The organism is Leptospira barantonii (genome assembly GCF_002811925.1).
Taxonomy (GTDB): Bacteria; Spirochaetota; Leptospiria; order Leptospirales; family Leptospiraceae; genus Leptospira; species Leptospira barantonii.
In genome coordinates this window covers 380,330-396,653 of sequence record NZ_NPDS01000002.1, presented here as the reverse complement: position 1 = coordinate 396,653, position 16,324 = coordinate 380,330, and the positions used below count along the sequence as shown (strand labels likewise).

Below are 16,324 nucleotides of genomic sequence, written 5' to 3'. Positions count from 1 at the left end.
CAGAATGAGACAGCTTCTTTCCAGACTTACAGACTCGATTCTCCTAAACCCGATCCGTTCCTGTAGCGTGCTCGCCGTATTTCTTCTTCTTTCCTTATGGCAAGCCTCCAAACTTACGGTGAACAGCAACAACCTCGATCTTCTTCCGAAGGATAACCCTTCCGTCATCAAGACGCAGAAAGTGATCGAGATGATCGGCGGTAACGGATTCTACATTCTCAGCATTAAGTTCAAAGACGAAAAGGGAATGACGGACCATCTCGTTAAGGCGTTTGCCGCGAAGAAAAACGGACAACCGGAGATCGCAGAAAACGAACTGAAAGAAGCCGAAAAGGTAAAACAGAAAAACGTTTCTTACTATAAGGAAAGGGAGAATGCGATCAAAAAGGCTTCGGACGTCTTAAACGAAAGACTTCTGAAAGAAAAGGAATACGTTCAATACATTTCCTATCGTTACAACGTTTCCTTTTTACAGGACCGTCTTCCTCTCTTTTTAAAAACCGAGGACTTAACCGAAGTCCGCAAACGGGTCAAAAGAAAGATCGACGAAGAAGTGGAAAGAGCCAACCCATTCTTCATCAAACTGAACAACGAAGAATACAATCCCGACTTCAACGATATTCTCGCCAAATATCAGAAACTTGCAAAAAGAGATATATTCGACGAATATAATATTTCACCGGACAAGGGAATGTTGATCTTTTTGATCAAACCCGCGGGTTCCTTTACAAACATAGAATTCAACATCGCTCTCGATAAGAGAATCAAGGAAGTCGTCGCGGAACTCGCTCTCGACAAAAAAGGAATTCAAGTCGGTTATACGGGAACGTATCGCCTTCACTTGGACGACTACGAAACCTTGATGGCGGCTCTTAAACCGATCGCGATCGCATCCTTTATCGGAATCGCGGTTCTTCTTCTTTTCTTTTTTAGAAATCCTCTTTTTATCGTGATCCTTCTCGTATCTCTTCTTTCGGGAATTTTATTCTCCTTCGGGTTGACGACGATCGTGATCGGACAACTCAACTCCGTCACGAGTATCATCGCGTCCATTCTGATGGGACTCGGGATCGACTACGGAATTCAGTTCTTATATCGTTTCAGGGAAGAATTCACCCGCAAACAAGACATGCTTCGTTCCATCAAGGATACGATCTATCATACTGGAATCGCTTCGTTTATCTCCGCGTTAACCACAACGTCGGCGTTCGTGGTTCTCGCGTTCTCCGAATTCAGAGGATTTAGCGAATTCGGTATCATCGCGACCTACGGAATTTTGATCATCGCGGTTTCTATGTATGGAGTGACCGCGCTTCAGATCACTCTTTTGTTCCGTTTGTTCCCTTCTCTCAAGAGCAAGTTTTTGTTATCCGCAAAAGAACAAACGACTTCTCCCCTTCTCTATCGATTTTATAAAAAACCGGGTCTATTGACGTTAATCGTCCTTGCGATCGTGGTCGTAATTTCCTTTTTCAGTTTCAGTCCCGGAATCCGATTCAATTACAACGGCCGAGATCTGATGGTCGACAATCTGGATTCGGTCAACCTCTACGACGAGATCGGAGATCGATTCGATATCAGTTCCGATCCTCAGGTGATCGTTGTGGATACCTTGGAAGAATCCGAAGCCGTGTTCGATTACATGACGCCCGTGCCCGACGAGATCGCGGGTTCCGTGGATCAAGTGGTTTCTCTTTGGAACTTCGTTCCACCGAAAGGGCAACAAAGAGCCAACTTAAAAATATTAAAACAATTGCAAACGGATATGAAACCGGTCAAAGCGGGTTTCTTAAAACCGGAACAAAGAAAGTATCTTCCGGTCGTCAAAAAATATCTGAGCGTAAAGGAATACGGACTTCCCGAAGTTCCCATATATTTCAGTTCTCAGTTTAAGGAAGTAAAAGGCTCCAAAGAAAAAGGACATTTAGTTTTTATCTATCCGAAGGTCGCACTTTGGCACGGACAAAAACTTCTGAAGTTTTTCGACGCCGTGGGAGAATTACATTATCCTAAACTATCCAGAAGGGTTCTCAACACACTTCTTTACGATTCGAACGGGAACGTCTCCATTGATCAGGTCAAGGACAAGTGGACTCAAAACGAAGAACGCCTGATCGTAAACGCGTTGAACACATATCCCGCTTCCCGATTCAAGGATCTCGGACTTTTGGAAGGAACCGTCTCGTTTATCTTAAAGACAAGACCTTTCTCGAATTTGGAACAAGCGAGATCCCATAAATACGTTTCGAATACCGCGGGAAGTTTGATTCTTTTTGCGAACCTCATCAAGATCGTTCAAAGAGAAGGTGTGGCGGCGTTTCTCATCACATTGGTCCTTGTGGTCATCGTGTTGATCCTATTCTTCAGAGGAATCGTTCCGGCGCTCATCTCTTTGATCCCGCTCGTTCTCGGAATTTTCGTGACGCTCGGAATCATGGCCGCGTTTAAGATCCAATTGAACTTTATGAACGTTCTTGTCTTCCCCGTGATCGTAGGTTACGGAATCCAAAACGGAATCTATATCTACTATCGTTTTAGGGAAGATCACGACGTGGTTCGCGCCATGTCTATGGTCGGCCCCGCGATCATCGCGTCCACGTTAACCACTCTTGTAGGATGGAGTTCTCTTTTGATCGCCGATCAGAAAGGGCTCAAATCCATCGGAGTTGTCGCGAGCATCGGGATCGCTTCTTCGTTGATCATCGCACTTACGTTGGTTCCTGCGGTATTGGAAATCGTATATCGTTCTAGAAAGGAAGAAGAAAGCGAATCCAAACCGATCGGTTTCAGCGAGGAAGACTCGGATTCTTCCGAAGGAATCGGAAGTTCGGATTCCTATTCACAAAACGAAACCGGCGCACGATCCGCAACCGCCAAAAAGAAAGCCGCCAAGAAAAAAACGGCTTCCGCAAAAAAAGCTCCGGCTAAAAAGAAAAAAGGATAATTTAGAATGTTACGATATTCTTTTATACTCATCTCTCTGATTTTTGCGGTGACGAACTGCACGGTAAAATACGTAAAAGCGGGACCGGTCTGGGAAAAGGAATTGAGTTCCTTCAAAAGACTCGCGGTTTCCGTTCCTACAGAAAGTGAAGCGGGCGTCGCCGAAAAGAAGTTGGCCGCAAAGATCGCTGAAAACTATCTTTCCCATCATAAGGAATTCATCATATACCCGTATCGCTCCGGAAACGGGACCTGCGGCGGATCGGATAAAAAGGTTCAAGGAATCTTTCAACTCAAGATTCGAGAAAAGGAAACAGCCGATAAGGTTTCTTTGAGCGCGCTTGCGAAGGTGATCCATTGCGGCAAAGGGGAAACACTCTGGGAAGGATTGGCCGAAAATTCCTATTCCAAAAACACCGAAGAAAACCAATCTCTTATCAATACGTATACGCAACTCTACGGAAAGGAAATCTCCGGAAAGGTGAACGCGTATTTCTTTTTGCTACAATCCCTTTTGGATAAACTGGACAGCCCGGTCTTAACCGAAGAGGAAAAAGACGAAAAGATCGAAGTAGAAGCGAGATAACCCAGGACAAACGACCAAGCGCGTCTAACGCGGCGCGCCCGAACGAAGCCGAATCGATAAAATTCTTACTTAGAGGAAGAAGGAGAGGATAAGGTTTCGAGGAACGTATTGTATTCCACACATTCCGGAATCTGATACGTAACGATGGAACCGCAATCGGCCCGCTCCACACTTTTGATACAGAGCTCGGCGTCCAGTTTCAGATTGTTGCTCAGTTTTTTCAATACGATCGGCTCGGACTTATCGTAATCGTAATTGAAGTCGCTGTAACACTGAGCGTTGTCCGGATAAGTCAGCGCGGCTTCCTTTCTGAGTTTGCCTTCGAGAGAAGCGATATAAGGTTCCTTACAACGACTCATCTGCGAACAATACGTTTCGGCGACCTTTTTATAGACCTCTGCGGAGGCGGATTGCGACACGGGATTCTTCTTTCCGCAATCGGCCGCAAAGAGCCCTGCGAAAATCAGTCCGAAACTTACCGTAAAAATGCCGCGCATATAGAAAGGATAAAGACCGAACTCTCATTGGCAAGTTTTTTCCGAACGCATTCGAGGGATCGAACGTCCGAATTCTCCCCCGCATTAAAACGAAACTCCAGTTCGTTTTAAATCGAGATCCCCAAAAGTTTCGCGCTGTTTTCCAGAAAGACCTTTCGTTTGATTTCTTTGCTTAGGGAAGAATTCAACAAATTGCATATCGGATGACTCAGCGCATAGGGAATGTTGGGAAAATCGGAACCGAAATGAACCCGATCCGGAAAAGTTTCCAAAATTTCGAGATACGGATCCGTATGTTCCCCGGTCGCCAAAAAATCAACGAAGACCATAGTCGTATCCAGACGCAGTTCGGGATAAATTTTCAGAAGTTCGACGTATTCCCAGACCTCGGACGCGCCCATGTGCGCGACTACTACCTTCAGTTTCGGATAACGTTCAATAAAGGATTTGAAATATCTAATATTCGTATACGGTCCTGGAAGCGGCGCGTCGCCGGAATGGATCACGAGAGGGATTTCCTTTTTTTCAAGATACGAAAATGTTTCCGAAAGTTCGGATCGAGTCAGATCCAAACGCCCCACTTCGCAATGAAGTTTAAAACCCCGAAATCCGTATTCTTCCACGGCTCGTTTCGTGTATTCGTAACAACCTTTTTCAGGGAAGAATGTACCGAAAAGAACGACCCCGTTTGTGCTTGAGTGATTTTCGAAAACCCAACGATTCAGACCTTCGGCCATGTTCTCCTTATGCGCGTAATTCAAAGTGGTGAAGTGAAAGATCCGATTCTTCTTTAACGTTTCCAATCTCTGCGCTTCGGTTTCACGATACGCGATCTCCCAATTGACGCCGTCGAACCATTTCCAAATTCGTTTCATCACATACTCGGGAAAAAAATGGGTGTGGATGTCTATGATAAACGGAAGTCCGTATTTTTCCAAAAGAGGAAGATGCGCTGGAGATTCGTCGTCGCGTAACGGCGGAAGATTCTCGGGATTCTTCCATGGAAATGGAGAAGGCCCGGCGTTTCGATTCGAGGAAAGAATATGATGACAACAAGGCAACATTCATTCAGATTCGCCCTTTCACGAACGGAGTCAATCCATTGTCTCTTTTTTCCTTGACTGATCGGATAAAGGAGTTTCAATAACGGAAATTTTTTTAGGAACAATCAGCTAATGAATCCACTTCTGCAAGCCGTCAAAATCGGAACCGTATTCTTTTGGATCGTAGTCGGGGCCGACGTTTTCGGTTTTATCCAAATGGGGGAACCGCTCGACTTCTTAATCAAAACCGTAGGATTCGGGACCTTCGTAGTACATCTCGTCGAGATCGCCTACTTCTGGTTAACCTTCAAACACAAGTCGAACAATCCGGTTTTGGATTCCCTTCAGATTCTCGTCTTCGGAGTCTTTCACATGATTCCGCTCAGAAATAAACAGGCATAACGACGCTTAACGTTTCGATGGATTCCTCGGTTTCCGATTTTCGGAGACCGGGGAGAATCGGAAAGAATCTCGTAAATCGGGACTTCGCTTAACAAAACGAAACGGATCAGAAATCACCGATTGTGGATCACAACTCTTCCATTCTTTACGGTAACGTAACCTTCAAAACTTCTTCCACAAGTGTTTCGCTCGGAGAACCGTATCTCCAAAGAACTTCCAGATAATCCCTCAAGTGCGGATTGGAAAGAATTTGAGCCGCCTCGTTCCATTCCGAATTTTGAATATTCTTTTTCAACTCGGGTAAAAAACGATATATGTTTCGAAACCGAGAACGACATCGAAACGGAGAAAGATCACATACCTTCAACTCGCTCTTTAGGACTTTCAAAGAAGGATCCTTTAAGAAACTAGAATATACTTCTCGGTCCTCGGACTTAGTTTCCCGATCCATTCCCCGATAAAGAAAGGTTCCGGTGACCACCTTCCCGCCTTCCGGACAAATCTCAATCGGAGGTTTTTCCGAGGAATCCAAAACGAGACGATAATTCCTCTCAAAATCGATATGATTTAAAACTTTAGAATATTCGCAACTCCAAGGAAAATGGACCTCCAGAACGTCCGGTCGATTCAGTTCCAAATACGATTGAACCGCTGAAGAATTCTTTTTGTTCTTCGCAAGAAAACGGTTTCCGAGATAACCCAAATCGAGAATGTTAAATTCCTTATAAAAGCTGACTGCGCCCAAGTCCGCAATGGCCACGAGCGGGCGAATAATTTCTTCCTTTTGGGAAATATTCAGGATTTCTAATCTTCTTTGTTCGAAAATCCCGGAACTACAACAAAGATCATACGACTTGAATTTATAATTCTTATACGATACAAAACCCGCCAAAAGCACGATCGGAAGAATCCAAATTTTTCTTTTTTCGGTCAACGCGGAGACCCGAATCAAAAACAAAACCGTTCCCACACAGGCAAGCCAGGTCATCGGTCTTGCGGGATCCAATCGATAATTTCCCAAAACGAACGCGTGCAAAAGTCCGGGAAGCGCTAACGCACTCGCCAGGATGGTTAACAAAACTTCCTTGGAAGAAATTCTTTTTAAGAACAGAAGCGCCAAAGATACGGGCAAAAGTAAAACCAGGTTCTGTTTAAAACCGAACCGAAAGATCTCCCAGTTTTTCAAAAGCGCCGGGTTCAAACGGATCAGATTGTTTAGATTTTCGGAAAGTGAAACTTCCTGAGCGGTGGAAGTATTCGGGAATAAATTCCCGAAGTATAAAATTCTTCCGATAAAAAATAAGGCCCAAAGGACACCGGCGATCCAAAGCGGAAGAGTTTCTTTCCAATGAATCCCCTTTTTATACGCGAGAAAAAGAAAAACAAAACTGATTAGAAAAAGATGATATACGCTTTCGATTCTCACGATCATCGCCGCAAAAAGAATCAGGGCCGCGGGCACCATCGCAATCGAATTTCCGTTTAATATCTTAAACAGAATGAGCGCATAACTTAAATACAAAAGGTGAACCCAGGAATTCTCCATTCCGGAAGCGTGCCATGCGAGAAAGGTAAACGAAACGGAAAGTAATGCGGAAGCGCAAAGAACCAAACCGAGACTGCGGATTTTGTCCTTTTCGTAAAACTCTTCGAAAATAGAAAAGATCACGAAGCCGAATAAGAATGTAGTGATCCACCATTGAATCGCAAAGAATACGGAATAATGAAACGGATAAACCGAAGAAAGAACCGAAAAGATCAAAAACTGAAGCGGGGAAGAAAAACCCTCCACTCGTTCACCGCTCGGATTGACTCCGATAAAACCGAAGTCCGTTAAATTCTTTGCGTGACTTAGAGTGATGATTCCGTCGTCACGATCCAGATAAAAATTCTCGGGAAAAAAACCGAGGACGATTTTAAAAACCAAAACGGTAATCAACCCGGCTATAACGCCGGGCGCGATCTTATTTCGATCGAGAATCCCGGAAATTTTATCTTTCAAAACCATCGGCAACCCGTCCCAAAAATTAAAACTTTATAATATTCTTTCAAACTCGGAACGGGCCTTCAATCAACGAGGCAATCGATCGATGATATCCCGATATTCTTGCGCCATTCCGAGAACAACTTCCTTAGCCGGAACCAAACCGTCGATCTGGGCCACGCCGTGACCCGCGGACCAAATGTCCTTCCAACGTTTGTATTCCTGATCCAGATTTTGGGATTCGCCGCTGTGCGAAAGATCCCCCGCTTTTTCCACGGACTTCTTCAACCAGTTGGCGGGAATGCCAGAAATCTTTTCCGTATACACGATCTCTTCCGGTCCGGAATCGATCAACATCTGCTTATAACCTTCCGAAGCCATCGCCTCGGGAGTCGCGATCAATCTGGTTCCCACATAAACCGCATCGGCGCCTAACGCGAATGAGGCGACCATCTGCGCTCCGCTCGAAATTGCGCCCGCCGCGACGATCGGCAAATCGGTTTCTTTTTTGAGATAAGGAAAAAGACTGAACGGAGAAGTGTTTCCCGCGTGACCACCCGCACCTTGAGCGACCGCGATCAACGCGTCCGCACCCGCTTTTGCTACGATGTTCGCATGTTTCAACGTGGTTACGTCGCAGAAAACTTTAGAGCCGACACTCTTCGCTTCGCTGACAACGGTACGAGGACTTCCCAAACTCGTGATGAGAAGTTCCACCTTTGCGTCTAAAACGACTTCCAACTGCTTGGACCAATTGGGGTTATGCGCCTTATGAAGAATTAAATTCACACCGATCGGTTTCTTCGTTTTGGAACGAATTTCCTGAAGACCGTCTTTGAGTTGTTCCGGAGAACGATAATTGAGAGAAGGAAAACAACCGATCCCGCCCGCTTCCGAAACGGCCACGACCAGATCCGGATACGAGACTAAAAACATAGGAGCCCCGATGATCGGCAGATCGATTCCGAGCATTTCCGTAATTCGAGTATTCATTTTCATTCTGGGAATTCTTTAAATATCGACGTTTTAAGCAAGGAGGATTTTTCTTCCCAAAACGAAACCGTTCGGAAATTCTGAACTTATGATCGTGATCATGTCCTCTTATAAAGTTCTGGAAGAAAGAATCGAAGATTTCAAAAAGATCAGCCACGAAATGGCGAAAGAATCTCTCGATACCGAAGACGGCGTTCTAAGACTCGACGTTCTTCAAGGCGACGGAGATCCGGGAAGATTCGTATTTATGGAAGTGTATAAAAGCGAAGCCGCGAGAAAAAAACATCTCGAGACTCCACAATTTATTTCCTGGAGAAGAGCGGTTCCCGAATGGTTCAGTCAAGGAAGCACATCGATTCAATATCTTCCGGTTCACATCGATCTTCTCGGTTGATCGACCTCTTAGAAATCGGATCAACCCGCTAAGAAATAAGTAGATACGATTCCCTTTCCTTTGATATCGACCTCCCCTCTTTTTTCCAATTGAAAGAGTGGAGAAGCCGCAAGAAAGAATTCTTCCGTTACGTGTATCTTGCCCGGAATTCCGTGCGATTCCATACGAGACGCGAGATTCACCGAATCGCCCCAAAGATCGTAGATGAATTTTTTTCTTCCGATCACTCCGGCGACCACCGGACCCGAATGAATTCCGATTCGAATATTCAAATTTTCGCGAATGAGTTCCTCGTTCGTATTCACTTCTTTTAATATATCCAGAGCGAGATTTCCGATTCTTTGGATATGATCCTCGCAGGGAACCGGGATTCCCGCGGCGGCCATATAAGCGTCTCCGATGGTTTTGATCTTTTCCACTCCCCTGTGTTCGGCGAGTTCGTCCAATCTGGAAAAGAATCGATCCAAAAGACCCGCGAGTTCGTCCGGACTTTTTCGCGCGGCAAGAAGGGTAAAACCTACGATGTCCGCGAACAGAATCGAACATTCCGAAAAATATTCGGATATCTGAGAATTTTCGTTCTTCAGACGATTTGCGATTTCGTCGGGAAGAATGTTCCTCAAGAGATGATCCGATTTTTCCTTCTCCTTTTCCAAGTCTTTGGTCTGCGTATCGATCGTCTTTGCCTGAAGAAATAACTTTCGAGTCGTGAGTTCCAGAGTATAACCCGCGATCACGGCGAAAAACTCGGAAAACCATATTAAGAAACTGTAAATCATTTTGTTCTGGGAATCGAGCGATTCGTCCGATAAAAGCATGTATTGATACGCGGCCAGATACGAACAGGTCGCGAGAAACGCCGGAAGAGTTCGGATTCTCAACACCAGAAAAGCGTAATATGCGATGATGATCAGAATGGTAAGAAGAATCGCGTGTTGTTCTCGAATGAATACGAACCCTACGTAAACCGCAACCAGGCCAGCCATCGTATTGCTGAAAATCGAAACCGGAACCATCGCGGATCGAAATCGTTTTAACGTGGAAAAAAATAAACCGAAACCGAAGACCGCACTTCCTTCCAAAATCCAAAGAACCCTACGATCCCGAATCAGAAGAATATCGTAAAAAAGAACAAAGACCGCGATATAACCGAAGACCGCGGACACCGCTCCGATTCTTACGAAGCCGGCGATATGATCCCGAAGAAAGGACCTGAATTCTTTTTCCAAGGTCGGGTCCAAAAAACGAAGGATAAAACTCTGAAACATCGGGGTATTCTTCCTTTTTAAAGAATCGAAGGCAAGTATCTTTTGGGAACAAGCTTTGACTTGACACGGATTCTCATCTTCGGTATTCTGTAACCGGACGCTTTACAGATATGACGAGTCGATTTACCGTTGCGATTCACATTCTTTCCTTACTTTCTTTGGGTGAAGGCAAAACCAGAACTTCCGAAGAACTCGCGGAAAGTGTGAACACGAATCCAGTTGTGATTCGTAAAATTCTTTCGCTTTTGAAAAGCCAGGGAATCGTCCGCAATCAGATGGGACCGAACGGCGGTTACGTGCTCGCAAAGGATCCTTCCGAAATCAATCTCAAAGAAATCTACGAAGCGATCGACGAAAAGATCTTTCAGATGCATTCCAAAACCCCGAATAAGAAATGTATCTGCGGTCATTCGATCCAACCGATTCTTTCTAAGGTTTATGAAAAGGCGCAGAGAGTTTTGGAAGACGAACTCGGTTCCACTAATCTGGATTCGATCACTCGCGAAATTCTTACCTTCTCAAAACGATAATCTGTTTAAACCGACGCGTTTCTTTTTCACTTCGAAAATTCTTTCCAAATTCTTTTTATTTTGTAACTTTGTTGGATACAAATAAAATTCGCTCGGTCTAATTGCTACCGGAGGTTTTATGATTCAATGGGTTCAGTCGGATTCTATGGAATCCAACACACAAAAACAAGGAAGACCCTCTTCGGAAAACGAAGATCATTTGATGGATGCGTATTCGAAGGCGGTAACGAACGTAGTCGAAACCGTGAGTCCGGCCGTGGTTCATCTGAAAGTCGGCGGCAATCGTATGGGCGGCGCGGGTTCCGGTTTTTTAATTTCGCCGGACGGTTTTATCGTAACCAATCAACACGTTGTGGAGAATGCAACCGAGATCAACGCAGAGTTTCAAGACGGAAGAAATCTAAAGGCGATGAAAATCGGAGAAGATCCGATGACGGACATCGCGGTTTTGAAAGTAACGAGCGATCAATTTCCTTATTTGAATTTTTCGAATCCTTCTTCCGTTAAGGTCGGTCAGCTTGCGATCGCGATCGGAAATCCTTTGGGTTATGAATCCACCGTGACCGCGGGTGTGGTGAGCGCCTTGGGAAGAAGTTTACGTTCCCGTTCGGGACGATTGATCGAAGACGTGATTCAAACCGATGCGGCGTTGAACCCCGGTAACTCGGGCGGACCCTTGGTGAACTCAAGAGGTCAATTGATCGGAATCAACACCGCGATCATTCCTTCCGCGCAAGGAATTTGTTTTGCGGTCGGTTCGGGAACCGCGGAGTATGTGATTACTCGTTTGATGAAGAACGGTTTTGTAAAACGAGGTTATCTAGGCATCGCCGGTCAGAATCAAACCGTTCCCAATCGTCTGAAAATTTTCAACAAACTCGATCAGAATTCGGGCGTTCTTGTGGTCGAGATCGAACAATCCTCTCCGGCGGCGGAAAGTCTATTAAGAAAAGGTGATATGATTCTTTCTTTGAACGATCAGGTCATCCGTTCGATCGACGATATGCACAGGGCGTTGGACGAATCCACGATTCGAAAAGAACTTCCGATTCGTGTTTTGAGAGAAGGTTCTTTGAGAACGTTTCGGATTCGAAGCGGCGAGATCTGAGTTTAAGGAAGAATCGTTCCGCGAAATCTACGATTTGCGGAACGCTAAAATCATTCGCTCCATCCGCTTTTTAGAATTTTAAAAAGTGCATCCAAGGTTTCTTTTGGATGGGGAGAATCGCTCGATCTGTAAAAAGCATCCAAGATAAAATGTGCAATCGCATGAGCTTCTACCTTTCCTAATTCTTTCTTAGCCTCTTTCTGAAGAACTTTAGCCAATGAGTTTTCGTATCTCATTGAAATTTGTCTTTCATAGATGGAAAGTTCCGGCGTGGATCGGATCAGATTTCTAAAATCCCGAACGAGTTTTCGGTTTGCTGGGTTAAACGCAGGATTGTCCATCCCGAAATCGCGAAGCGAGTCGAGTATGGAAGTTCCTTTTTTTCTCGATACGACCGCTTCTACGAGCCGTTCTTCCCTTTCTACGTCCTCGTCAAAAACGAGAGATTCCTTGTTTTCAAAATAATTGAACAAAGTCGGCACGGATACATTCGCGAGTTTGGCGATTTCCGACGTCGTGACCTCGTGATATCCCTTTTCGATAAAAAGTCGAGTCGCCATATCCGAGATCGCCTTACGGGTTTGTTTCTTTTTTATTTCTCGTAGTCCCAAATTTAATTACTTCCAGAATTTTTTTGTTGTAATTTATTCTTACTTAAAAGTTTTATTTACTTAAATATTTTAGTCAATATAATTTTAAGAAATTCGTTCGTTTAAATTCGATTTAAGGAGATAAGTTATGACTCACACAAAACACATTCCCATTGCAATCATAGGCGGAGGTTTAGGAGGATTAACTCTGGCTCGTGTTCTTCACGTTCACGGAATTCAAGCGACCGTGTTCGAAGCGGAATCTTCCGCAAACTCTCGAACTCAAGGAGGAATGCTCGATATTCACGAAAACGACGGGCAACTCGCACTCAAAGCCGCGGGGTTGTTTGAAGAAAAGTTTCCGAAGATCATTCACGCGGGCGGTCAAGCGTCTCGGGTTTTAGATCGGAATGGAAACGTTTTATTCGAGGAACCGGACGACGGATCGAGCACACGCCCCGAGGTAAAACGAGGCGATCTTCGTCAGATTCTACTCGACTCACTCCCCGCCGAAGCGGTTCTCTGGGGATACAAAGTGAAAGAAGTGTCCTCGATCGGAGACGGAAAACACGAAGTGATCTTTACAAACGGCTCCGTAATTACCACGGATCTTCTTGTGGGTGCGGACGGAGCTTGGTCCAAGGTTCGCCCTATTCTTTCTCAAGCGAAACCTTCTTATGTTGGCACCATGTTTGTGGAAACGTATTTGTATGATTGTGATTTGCGTCACAAGGCAAGCGCGGATGCGGTCGGTAGCGGTGCGTTATTCGCGTTGTCACCCGGAAAAGGAATTGTAGCGCATCGAGAACCGGACGGCGTTCTTCATGCGTATGTTGCGTTGGAAAAATCGGAGGATTGGATTTCTCAAATCGATTTTTCAGATAAGCAAACGGCGTTGTCAAGGGTGGTTCAAGAATTCGAAGGTTGGGCGCCGGAGCTTACGGCTCTCATTACGGAAAGCGATACTTCTCCCGTGCCTCGTTCCCTTCACGCTCTTCCGTCCGATCATACATGGGATCGTATTCCCGGAGTTACGTTGATCGGCGACGCGGCTCATCTGATGGTTCCGTCCGGTGAAGGGGCCAATCTCGCGATGTATGACGGAGCGGAACTGGGAAAGGCGATCGCCGCAAATCCAAATGATATAGAGCGCGCACTCGAAATTTATGAGGCGGAACTTTTTTCGAGAAGCGCTTCCGCCGCAGTCGACGCGGAAGTGATCTTCAAAGTGTGTTATGGAGACAACGCTCCGCAAAGTATGGTCGATTTTTTCGCAAACGTATAGTCGACGGATCGGATCGCACACACCGATCCTCCGATTTATTTTTTAAACTCGAGGTTAATTTATTATGAAATCTATATTAGAAAAGAATGGTACTAGACAAAACGATCCCATATACGATGTGATCGTTTCCGGCGCGGGACCCGTAGGCCTTTTCCTTGCTTGTGAACTTGCGTTGGCGAAATGTTCCGTTCTCATTTTGGAAAAGACGGAGAATCCACATTCTCCATTGAAACAAATTCCTTTCGGCATAAGGGGTTTATCGGCGCCCACGATCGAAGCGTTGGATCGCCGCGGGCTCTTGGATGAACTTGAAATCCATAAACGACTGAAGAATCCGCATTCCAACTCGGGACAAGGAGCGCGTCGTCAAGTCGGGCACTTTGCGGGTATTCCGTTTCATGAAGGTGATATCGACGTTACGCAGTGGAAATATCGTCTTCCGAGTTCGACCCCGACTAGCTTGATTTCCGAAATGAGCGAACTTGAATCCATTCTCGCGCGTAGCGCCGAAGTCTTAGGCGTGGAAATCAAACGCGGGTTTGCGTTGACTTCCTTTCATCAAACCGAAGAAGAAGTTCTCGTTCAATCGGAGAACCATTCCTTTAGAGGAAGATGGCTCGTGGGTTGTGACGGAAGTCGAAGTGCGGTTCGTAAGAACGGAGGTTTCGAATTCGCCGGCACGGAGCCCGAGTTCACGGGCTACTCCACTCACGTTGACATTGTCGATCCGGAAAAGTTAAAACCCGGTCGAAACATAACGTCCAAAGGAATGTATCTTCAATCTCAACCGGGTTACGTAGTGATTCAAGATTTCGACGGGGGAGAATTTCATAGTTCGGAGAAACCAATCACATTAGAAAAAGTGCAAGAAGTTCTACGTCGTATTTCTGACACCGATGTTACGATTACCGCTTTGCATACCGCGACAACTTGGACCGATCGTGCAAGGCAAGCCACAACGTATCGCAGAGGAAGAATTTTCTTGGCGGGCGACGCCGCACATATCCATTCTCCGTTAGGCGGACAAGGATTGAATCTCGGATTGGGCGATGCGATGAATCTCGGTTGGAAACTCGCGGCAACGATTCAAAAGAAAGCGCCGAACGGTTTGCTGGATACTTATCAAACGGAACGACATCCGATCGGCTTGCATGTTTTGGATTGGTCGCGAGCCCAGGTTGAAATTATGAAACCGGATCCGCAAACACGTGCGTTGAACACAATCGTTCGTGATCTTATGAATACCCGAGACGGCGCCACATACTTTGCAGGAAGGGTCTGGGGAATTTTTACCCGTTATAGCGTTGAAGGCGATCACCCTCTTCTAGGATGTAGCGTTCCCAACTTTGAGTTTGAAGACGACGTAAGAATGAGTGAGCTTATGCGTAACGGCAAAGGTGTTCTGCTTGACTTTGATCGGAATGAGACCTTGAAAACTTTGACGAGCGAGTATGATGATTCCATTCAATATATCTCATACAATGCGAAGGAAAAATTCTCGTTGAGTTCTCTACTGATACGTCCCGATGGAATTGTCGTATGGGCCTGCGACAACGACGCAGATCTCGACGAACTTCAAAAAGTTATCGCACATTGGTTTGTTCGAAATTCGAATATTATAAAGTAAAGAATTCAAATTCTTGACTGTTCATCGGTCGGAGAGCAACAGTAGGACAAAACAAAGAACTTGAATCGTGATACAAGAAGATACGGATTCAAAAATCCAAAGTTTGATCGATTTATCCTTCCAGATCACATCGATCGAACTCGAAGTAAAAATAAATCCCAGCCAAATCACAAACGCGATCCATTGTCCTTGAAGGATGTTTAGAATCGTTATGTTCCCGAGTACGATCCACAAAGAAAACGCCGTCAAAATAAAGACCGAAAAATTTAAAAATACTTTGAATCCTACATTCTTTACCGCTTCTTGTTTGGGAAAATTCAAGTATTTGGAAAGAACGAAGTAGATCGGTCCGCTAAAAACAAACGCGCAGATAAATCCTGCGATCCCGGAAACAATGGGAGCTAAAATACTTTCGTTCATACAAACTCTCCTTTGAAAATGGGAAGCTCTCGAAACGAACGTATCTGAATCGAATCCTTGTTTGGGTCAAGGTTAATTCCTTAGAAGTCGCATTTTCGAACTTAAATAAAAGAATTTCATAATTTTATAAAAAAGAATTTGACTATATTTTAATATACTATTCATTCTTTTTCCATCAAAAAATGGAAATTACTTATTTCTTAAAGGATAATTCATGAGAAAAGTTACGTTACTGTTACTCCTGCTTACTGCGGTTTTTGTATTCGGCTGTAAGGGAGAGAAAATCGCATCGGAAGATAACCAAACTCTTTTAAACGGAAACTGGGTAATAGACTACGGCTGTCAACAAGATCCGACTCCGAATCCCGTTGCCTGGCTGATCATCAACAACAACACCGTAATCTCTTGCATGCAAACCACTCAAGGCGCAGTAAAAGGATTGATCGTTAAAATGAGCGAAGGGAATTACAGATTCGATTGGCCGGCAGGTCCGCCTTCAACGGCAAACTACCCCGTAACACAGTGGAATCTTTTAGGCGTAAATAGCCCTGGGGGGACTGGGCCTAACTGTTATTCCAGAGTTCGAAATCCCGCAAACAATCCTCCGGCTTATTGCGGGGGCTGATCGTTTCCGTTCGAAATAAATTTATAAAC

General features: G+C 45.0%; 15 protein-coding genes and 1 pseudogene. 9 read left to right on the top strand and 7 right to left on the bottom strand.

Annotation, left to right across the window (positions count from 1 at the left end; genetic code table 11):
- Positions 1-4 precede the first annotated feature (4 nt).
- Both CH367_RS06575 and CH367_RS06570 read left to right on the top strand, forming a co-directional pair.
- Positions 5-2,944 (top strand): efflux RND transporter permease subunit, encoded by a 2,940-nt coding sequence (locus tag CH367_RS06575; RefSeq protein WP_100761688.1) that lies wholly within the window; start codon positions 5-7, stop codon positions 2,942-2,944.
- 6 nt (positions 2,945-2,950) lie between these two features.
- Positions 2,951-3,529: an MXAN_6521/LA_1396 family lipoprotein gene (locus tag CH367_RS06570; protein WP_100761687.1), complete on the top strand. Its 579-nt coding sequence runs from the start codon at positions 2,951-2,953 to the stop codon at positions 3,527-3,529.
- A gap of 65 nt (positions 3,530-3,594) precedes the next feature.
- Here the strand turns inward: CH367_RS06570 and CH367_RS06565 are convergent, their stop codons facing one another.
- Complete coding sequence (locus CH367_RS06565) at positions 3,595-4,026, bottom strand: LA_2478/LA_2722/LA_4182 family protein (protein WP_100761686.1); 432 nt, start codon at positions 4,024-4,026, stop codon at positions 3,595-3,597.
- Between the two features lie 107 nt (positions 4,027-4,133).
- Positions 4,134-5,090, bottom strand: a complete 957-nt coding sequence (locus CH367_RS06560) for an amidohydrolase family protein (protein WP_100761685.1) — start codon at positions 5,088-5,090, stop codon at positions 4,134-4,136.
- Between the two features lie 111 nt (positions 5,091-5,201).
- On the opposite strand from CH367_RS06560, the gene CH367_RS06555 reads away from it, so the two are divergent.
- The gene (locus tag CH367_RS06555; RefSeq protein ID WP_100761684.1) at positions 5,202-5,471 is read left to right on the top strand and encodes a DUF1145 domain-containing protein; all 270 of its coding nucleotides are present in this window, start codon (positions 5,202-5,204) and stop codon (positions 5,469-5,471) included.
- Between the two features lie 145 nt (positions 5,472-5,616).
- Here CH367_RS06555 and CH367_RS06550 read toward each other — a convergent pair whose 3' ends face one another.
- Positions 5,617-7,479 (bottom strand): hypothetical protein, encoded by a 1,863-nt coding sequence (locus CH367_RS06550; protein WP_100761683.1) that lies wholly within the window; start codon positions 7,477-7,479, stop codon positions 5,617-5,619.
- Between the two features lie 63 nt (positions 7,480-7,542).
- Positions 7,543-8,454 (bottom strand): NAD(P)H-dependent flavin oxidoreductase, encoded by a 912-nt coding sequence (locus tag CH367_RS06545; protein ID WP_100761682.1) that lies wholly within the window; start codon positions 8,452-8,454, stop codon positions 7,543-7,545.
- A gap of 82 nt (positions 8,455-8,536) precedes the next feature.
- Here CH367_RS06545 and CH367_RS06540 point away from each other — a divergent pair, with 82 nt between their 5' ends.
- On the top strand, positions 8,537-8,842 hold the full coding sequence (locus CH367_RS06540; RefSeq protein ID WP_010575318.1) for a putative quinol monooxygenase: 306 nt from the start codon (positions 8,537-8,539) through the stop codon (positions 8,840-8,842).
- Here CH367_RS06540 and CH367_RS06535 read toward each other — a convergent pair.
- A pseudogene (locus tag CH367_RS06535) lies at positions 8,784-10,110 on the bottom strand (adenylate/guanylate cyclase domain-containing protein). The gene CH367_RS06540 and the pseudogene CH367_RS06535 sit on opposite strands and share 59 nt — an antisense overlap.
- A 110-nt stretch (positions 10,111-10,220) precedes the next feature.
- Here CH367_RS06535 and CH367_RS06530 point away from each other — a divergent pair.
- On the top strand, positions 10,221-10,640 hold the full coding sequence (locus tag CH367_RS06530) for an Rrf2 family transcriptional regulator (protein WP_100761681.1): 420 nt from the start codon (positions 10,221-10,223) through the stop codon (positions 10,638-10,640).
- Positions 10,641-10,758: 118 nt separating this feature from the next.
- Positions 10,759-11,748, top strand: a complete 990-nt coding sequence (locus tag CH367_RS06525; RefSeq protein WP_100761680.1) for a S1C family serine protease — start codon at positions 10,759-10,761, stop codon at positions 11,746-11,748.
- 50 nt (positions 11,749-11,798) lie between these two features.
- Here the strand turns inward: CH367_RS06525 and CH367_RS06520 are convergent, their stop codons facing one another.
- Positions 11,799-12,359 carry a TetR/AcrR family transcriptional regulator gene (locus CH367_RS06520; protein WP_165783230.1) on the bottom strand — a complete coding sequence of 187 codons (561 nt, stop codon included), beginning with the start codon at positions 12,357-12,359 and terminating at the stop codon, positions 11,799-11,801.
- A 127-nt stretch (positions 12,360-12,486) separates the two neighbouring features.
- Between CH367_RS06520 and CH367_RS06515 the strand changes: the two genes are divergently transcribed.
- Together CH367_RS06515 and CH367_RS06510 are read left to right on the top strand one after the other, a co-directional pair.
- Entirely contained in the window at positions 12,487-13,623 is a 1,137-nt protein-coding gene (locus tag CH367_RS06515) for an FAD-dependent oxidoreductase (protein WP_100761679.1), read from the top strand.
- Positions 13,624-13,687: 64 nt separating this feature from the next.
- Positions 13,688-15,250 carry an FAD-dependent monooxygenase gene (locus tag CH367_RS06510; RefSeq protein WP_100761678.1) on the top strand — a complete coding sequence of 521 codons (1,563 nt, stop codon included), beginning with the start codon at positions 13,688-13,690 and terminating at the stop codon, positions 15,248-15,250.
- Between the two features lie 21 nt (positions 15,251-15,271).
- On the opposite strand, the gene CH367_RS06505 is transcribed toward CH367_RS06510, so the two are convergent.
- On the bottom strand, positions 15,272-15,670 hold the full coding sequence (locus tag CH367_RS06505) for a DUF1761 family protein (RefSeq protein WP_100761677.1): 399 nt from the start codon (positions 15,668-15,670) through the stop codon (positions 15,272-15,274).
- Between the two features lie 214 nt (positions 15,671-15,884).
- Here CH367_RS06505 and CH367_RS06500 point away from each other — a divergent pair, with 214 nt between their 5' ends.
- On the top strand, positions 15,885-16,295 hold the full coding sequence (locus CH367_RS06500) for a hypothetical protein (RefSeq protein WP_100761676.1): 411 nt from the start codon (positions 15,885-15,887) through the stop codon (positions 16,293-16,295).
- The last annotated feature ends 29 nt before the right edge of the window (positions 16,296-16,324 follow it).

Bases quoted from the DNA above. Each gene is read 5' to 3' on its own strand.
- CH367_RS06575 (WP_100761688.1), top strand. From the start codon at position 5: ATGAGACAGCTTCTTTCCAGACTTACAGACTCGATTCTCCTAAACCCG.
- CH367_RS06570 (WP_100761687.1), top strand. From the start codon at position 2,951: ATGTTACGATATTCTTTTATACTCATCTCTCTGATTTTTGCGGTGACG.
- CH367_RS06565 (WP_100761686.1), bottom strand. From the start codon at position 4,026: ATGCGCGGCATTTTTACGGTAAGTTTCGGACTGATTTTCGCAGGGCTC.
- CH367_RS06560 (WP_100761685.1), bottom strand. From the start codon at position 5,090: ATGTTGCCTTGTTGTCATCATATTCTTTCCTCGAATCGAAACGCCGGG.
- CH367_RS06555 (WP_100761684.1), top strand. From the start codon at position 5,202: ATGAATCCACTTCTGCAAGCCGTCAAAATCGGAACCGTATTCTTTTGG.
- CH367_RS06550 (WP_100761683.1), bottom strand. From the start codon at position 7,479: ATGGTTTTGAAAGATAAAATTTCCGGGATTCTCGATCGAAATAAGATC.
- CH367_RS06545 (WP_100761682.1), bottom strand. From the start codon at position 8,454: ATGAAAATGAATACTCGAATTACGGAAATGCTCGGAATCGATCTGCCG.
- CH367_RS06540 (WP_010575318.1), top strand. From the start codon at position 8,537: ATGATCGTGATCATGTCCTCTTATAAAGTTCTGGAAGAAAGAATCGAA.
- CH367_RS06530 (WP_100761681.1), top strand. From the start codon at position 10,221: ATGACGAGTCGATTTACCGTTGCGATTCACATTCTTTCCTTACTTTCT.
- CH367_RS06525 (WP_100761680.1), top strand. From the start codon at position 10,759: ATGATTCAATGGGTTCAGTCGGATTCTATGGAATCCAACACACAAAAA.
- CH367_RS06515 (WP_100761679.1), top strand. From the start codon at position 12,487: ATGACTCACACAAAACACATTCCCATTGCAATCATAGGCGGAGGTTTA.
- CH367_RS06510 (WP_100761678.1), top strand. From the start codon at position 13,688: ATGAAATCTATATTAGAAAAGAATGGTACTAGACAAAACGATCCCATA.
- CH367_RS06505 (WP_100761677.1), bottom strand. From the start codon at position 15,670: ATGAACGAAAGTATTTTAGCTCCCATTGTTTCCGGGATCGCAGGATTT.
- CH367_RS06500 (WP_100761676.1), top strand. From the start codon at position 15,885: ATGAGAAAAGTTACGTTACTGTTACTCCTGCTTACTGCGGTTTTTGTA.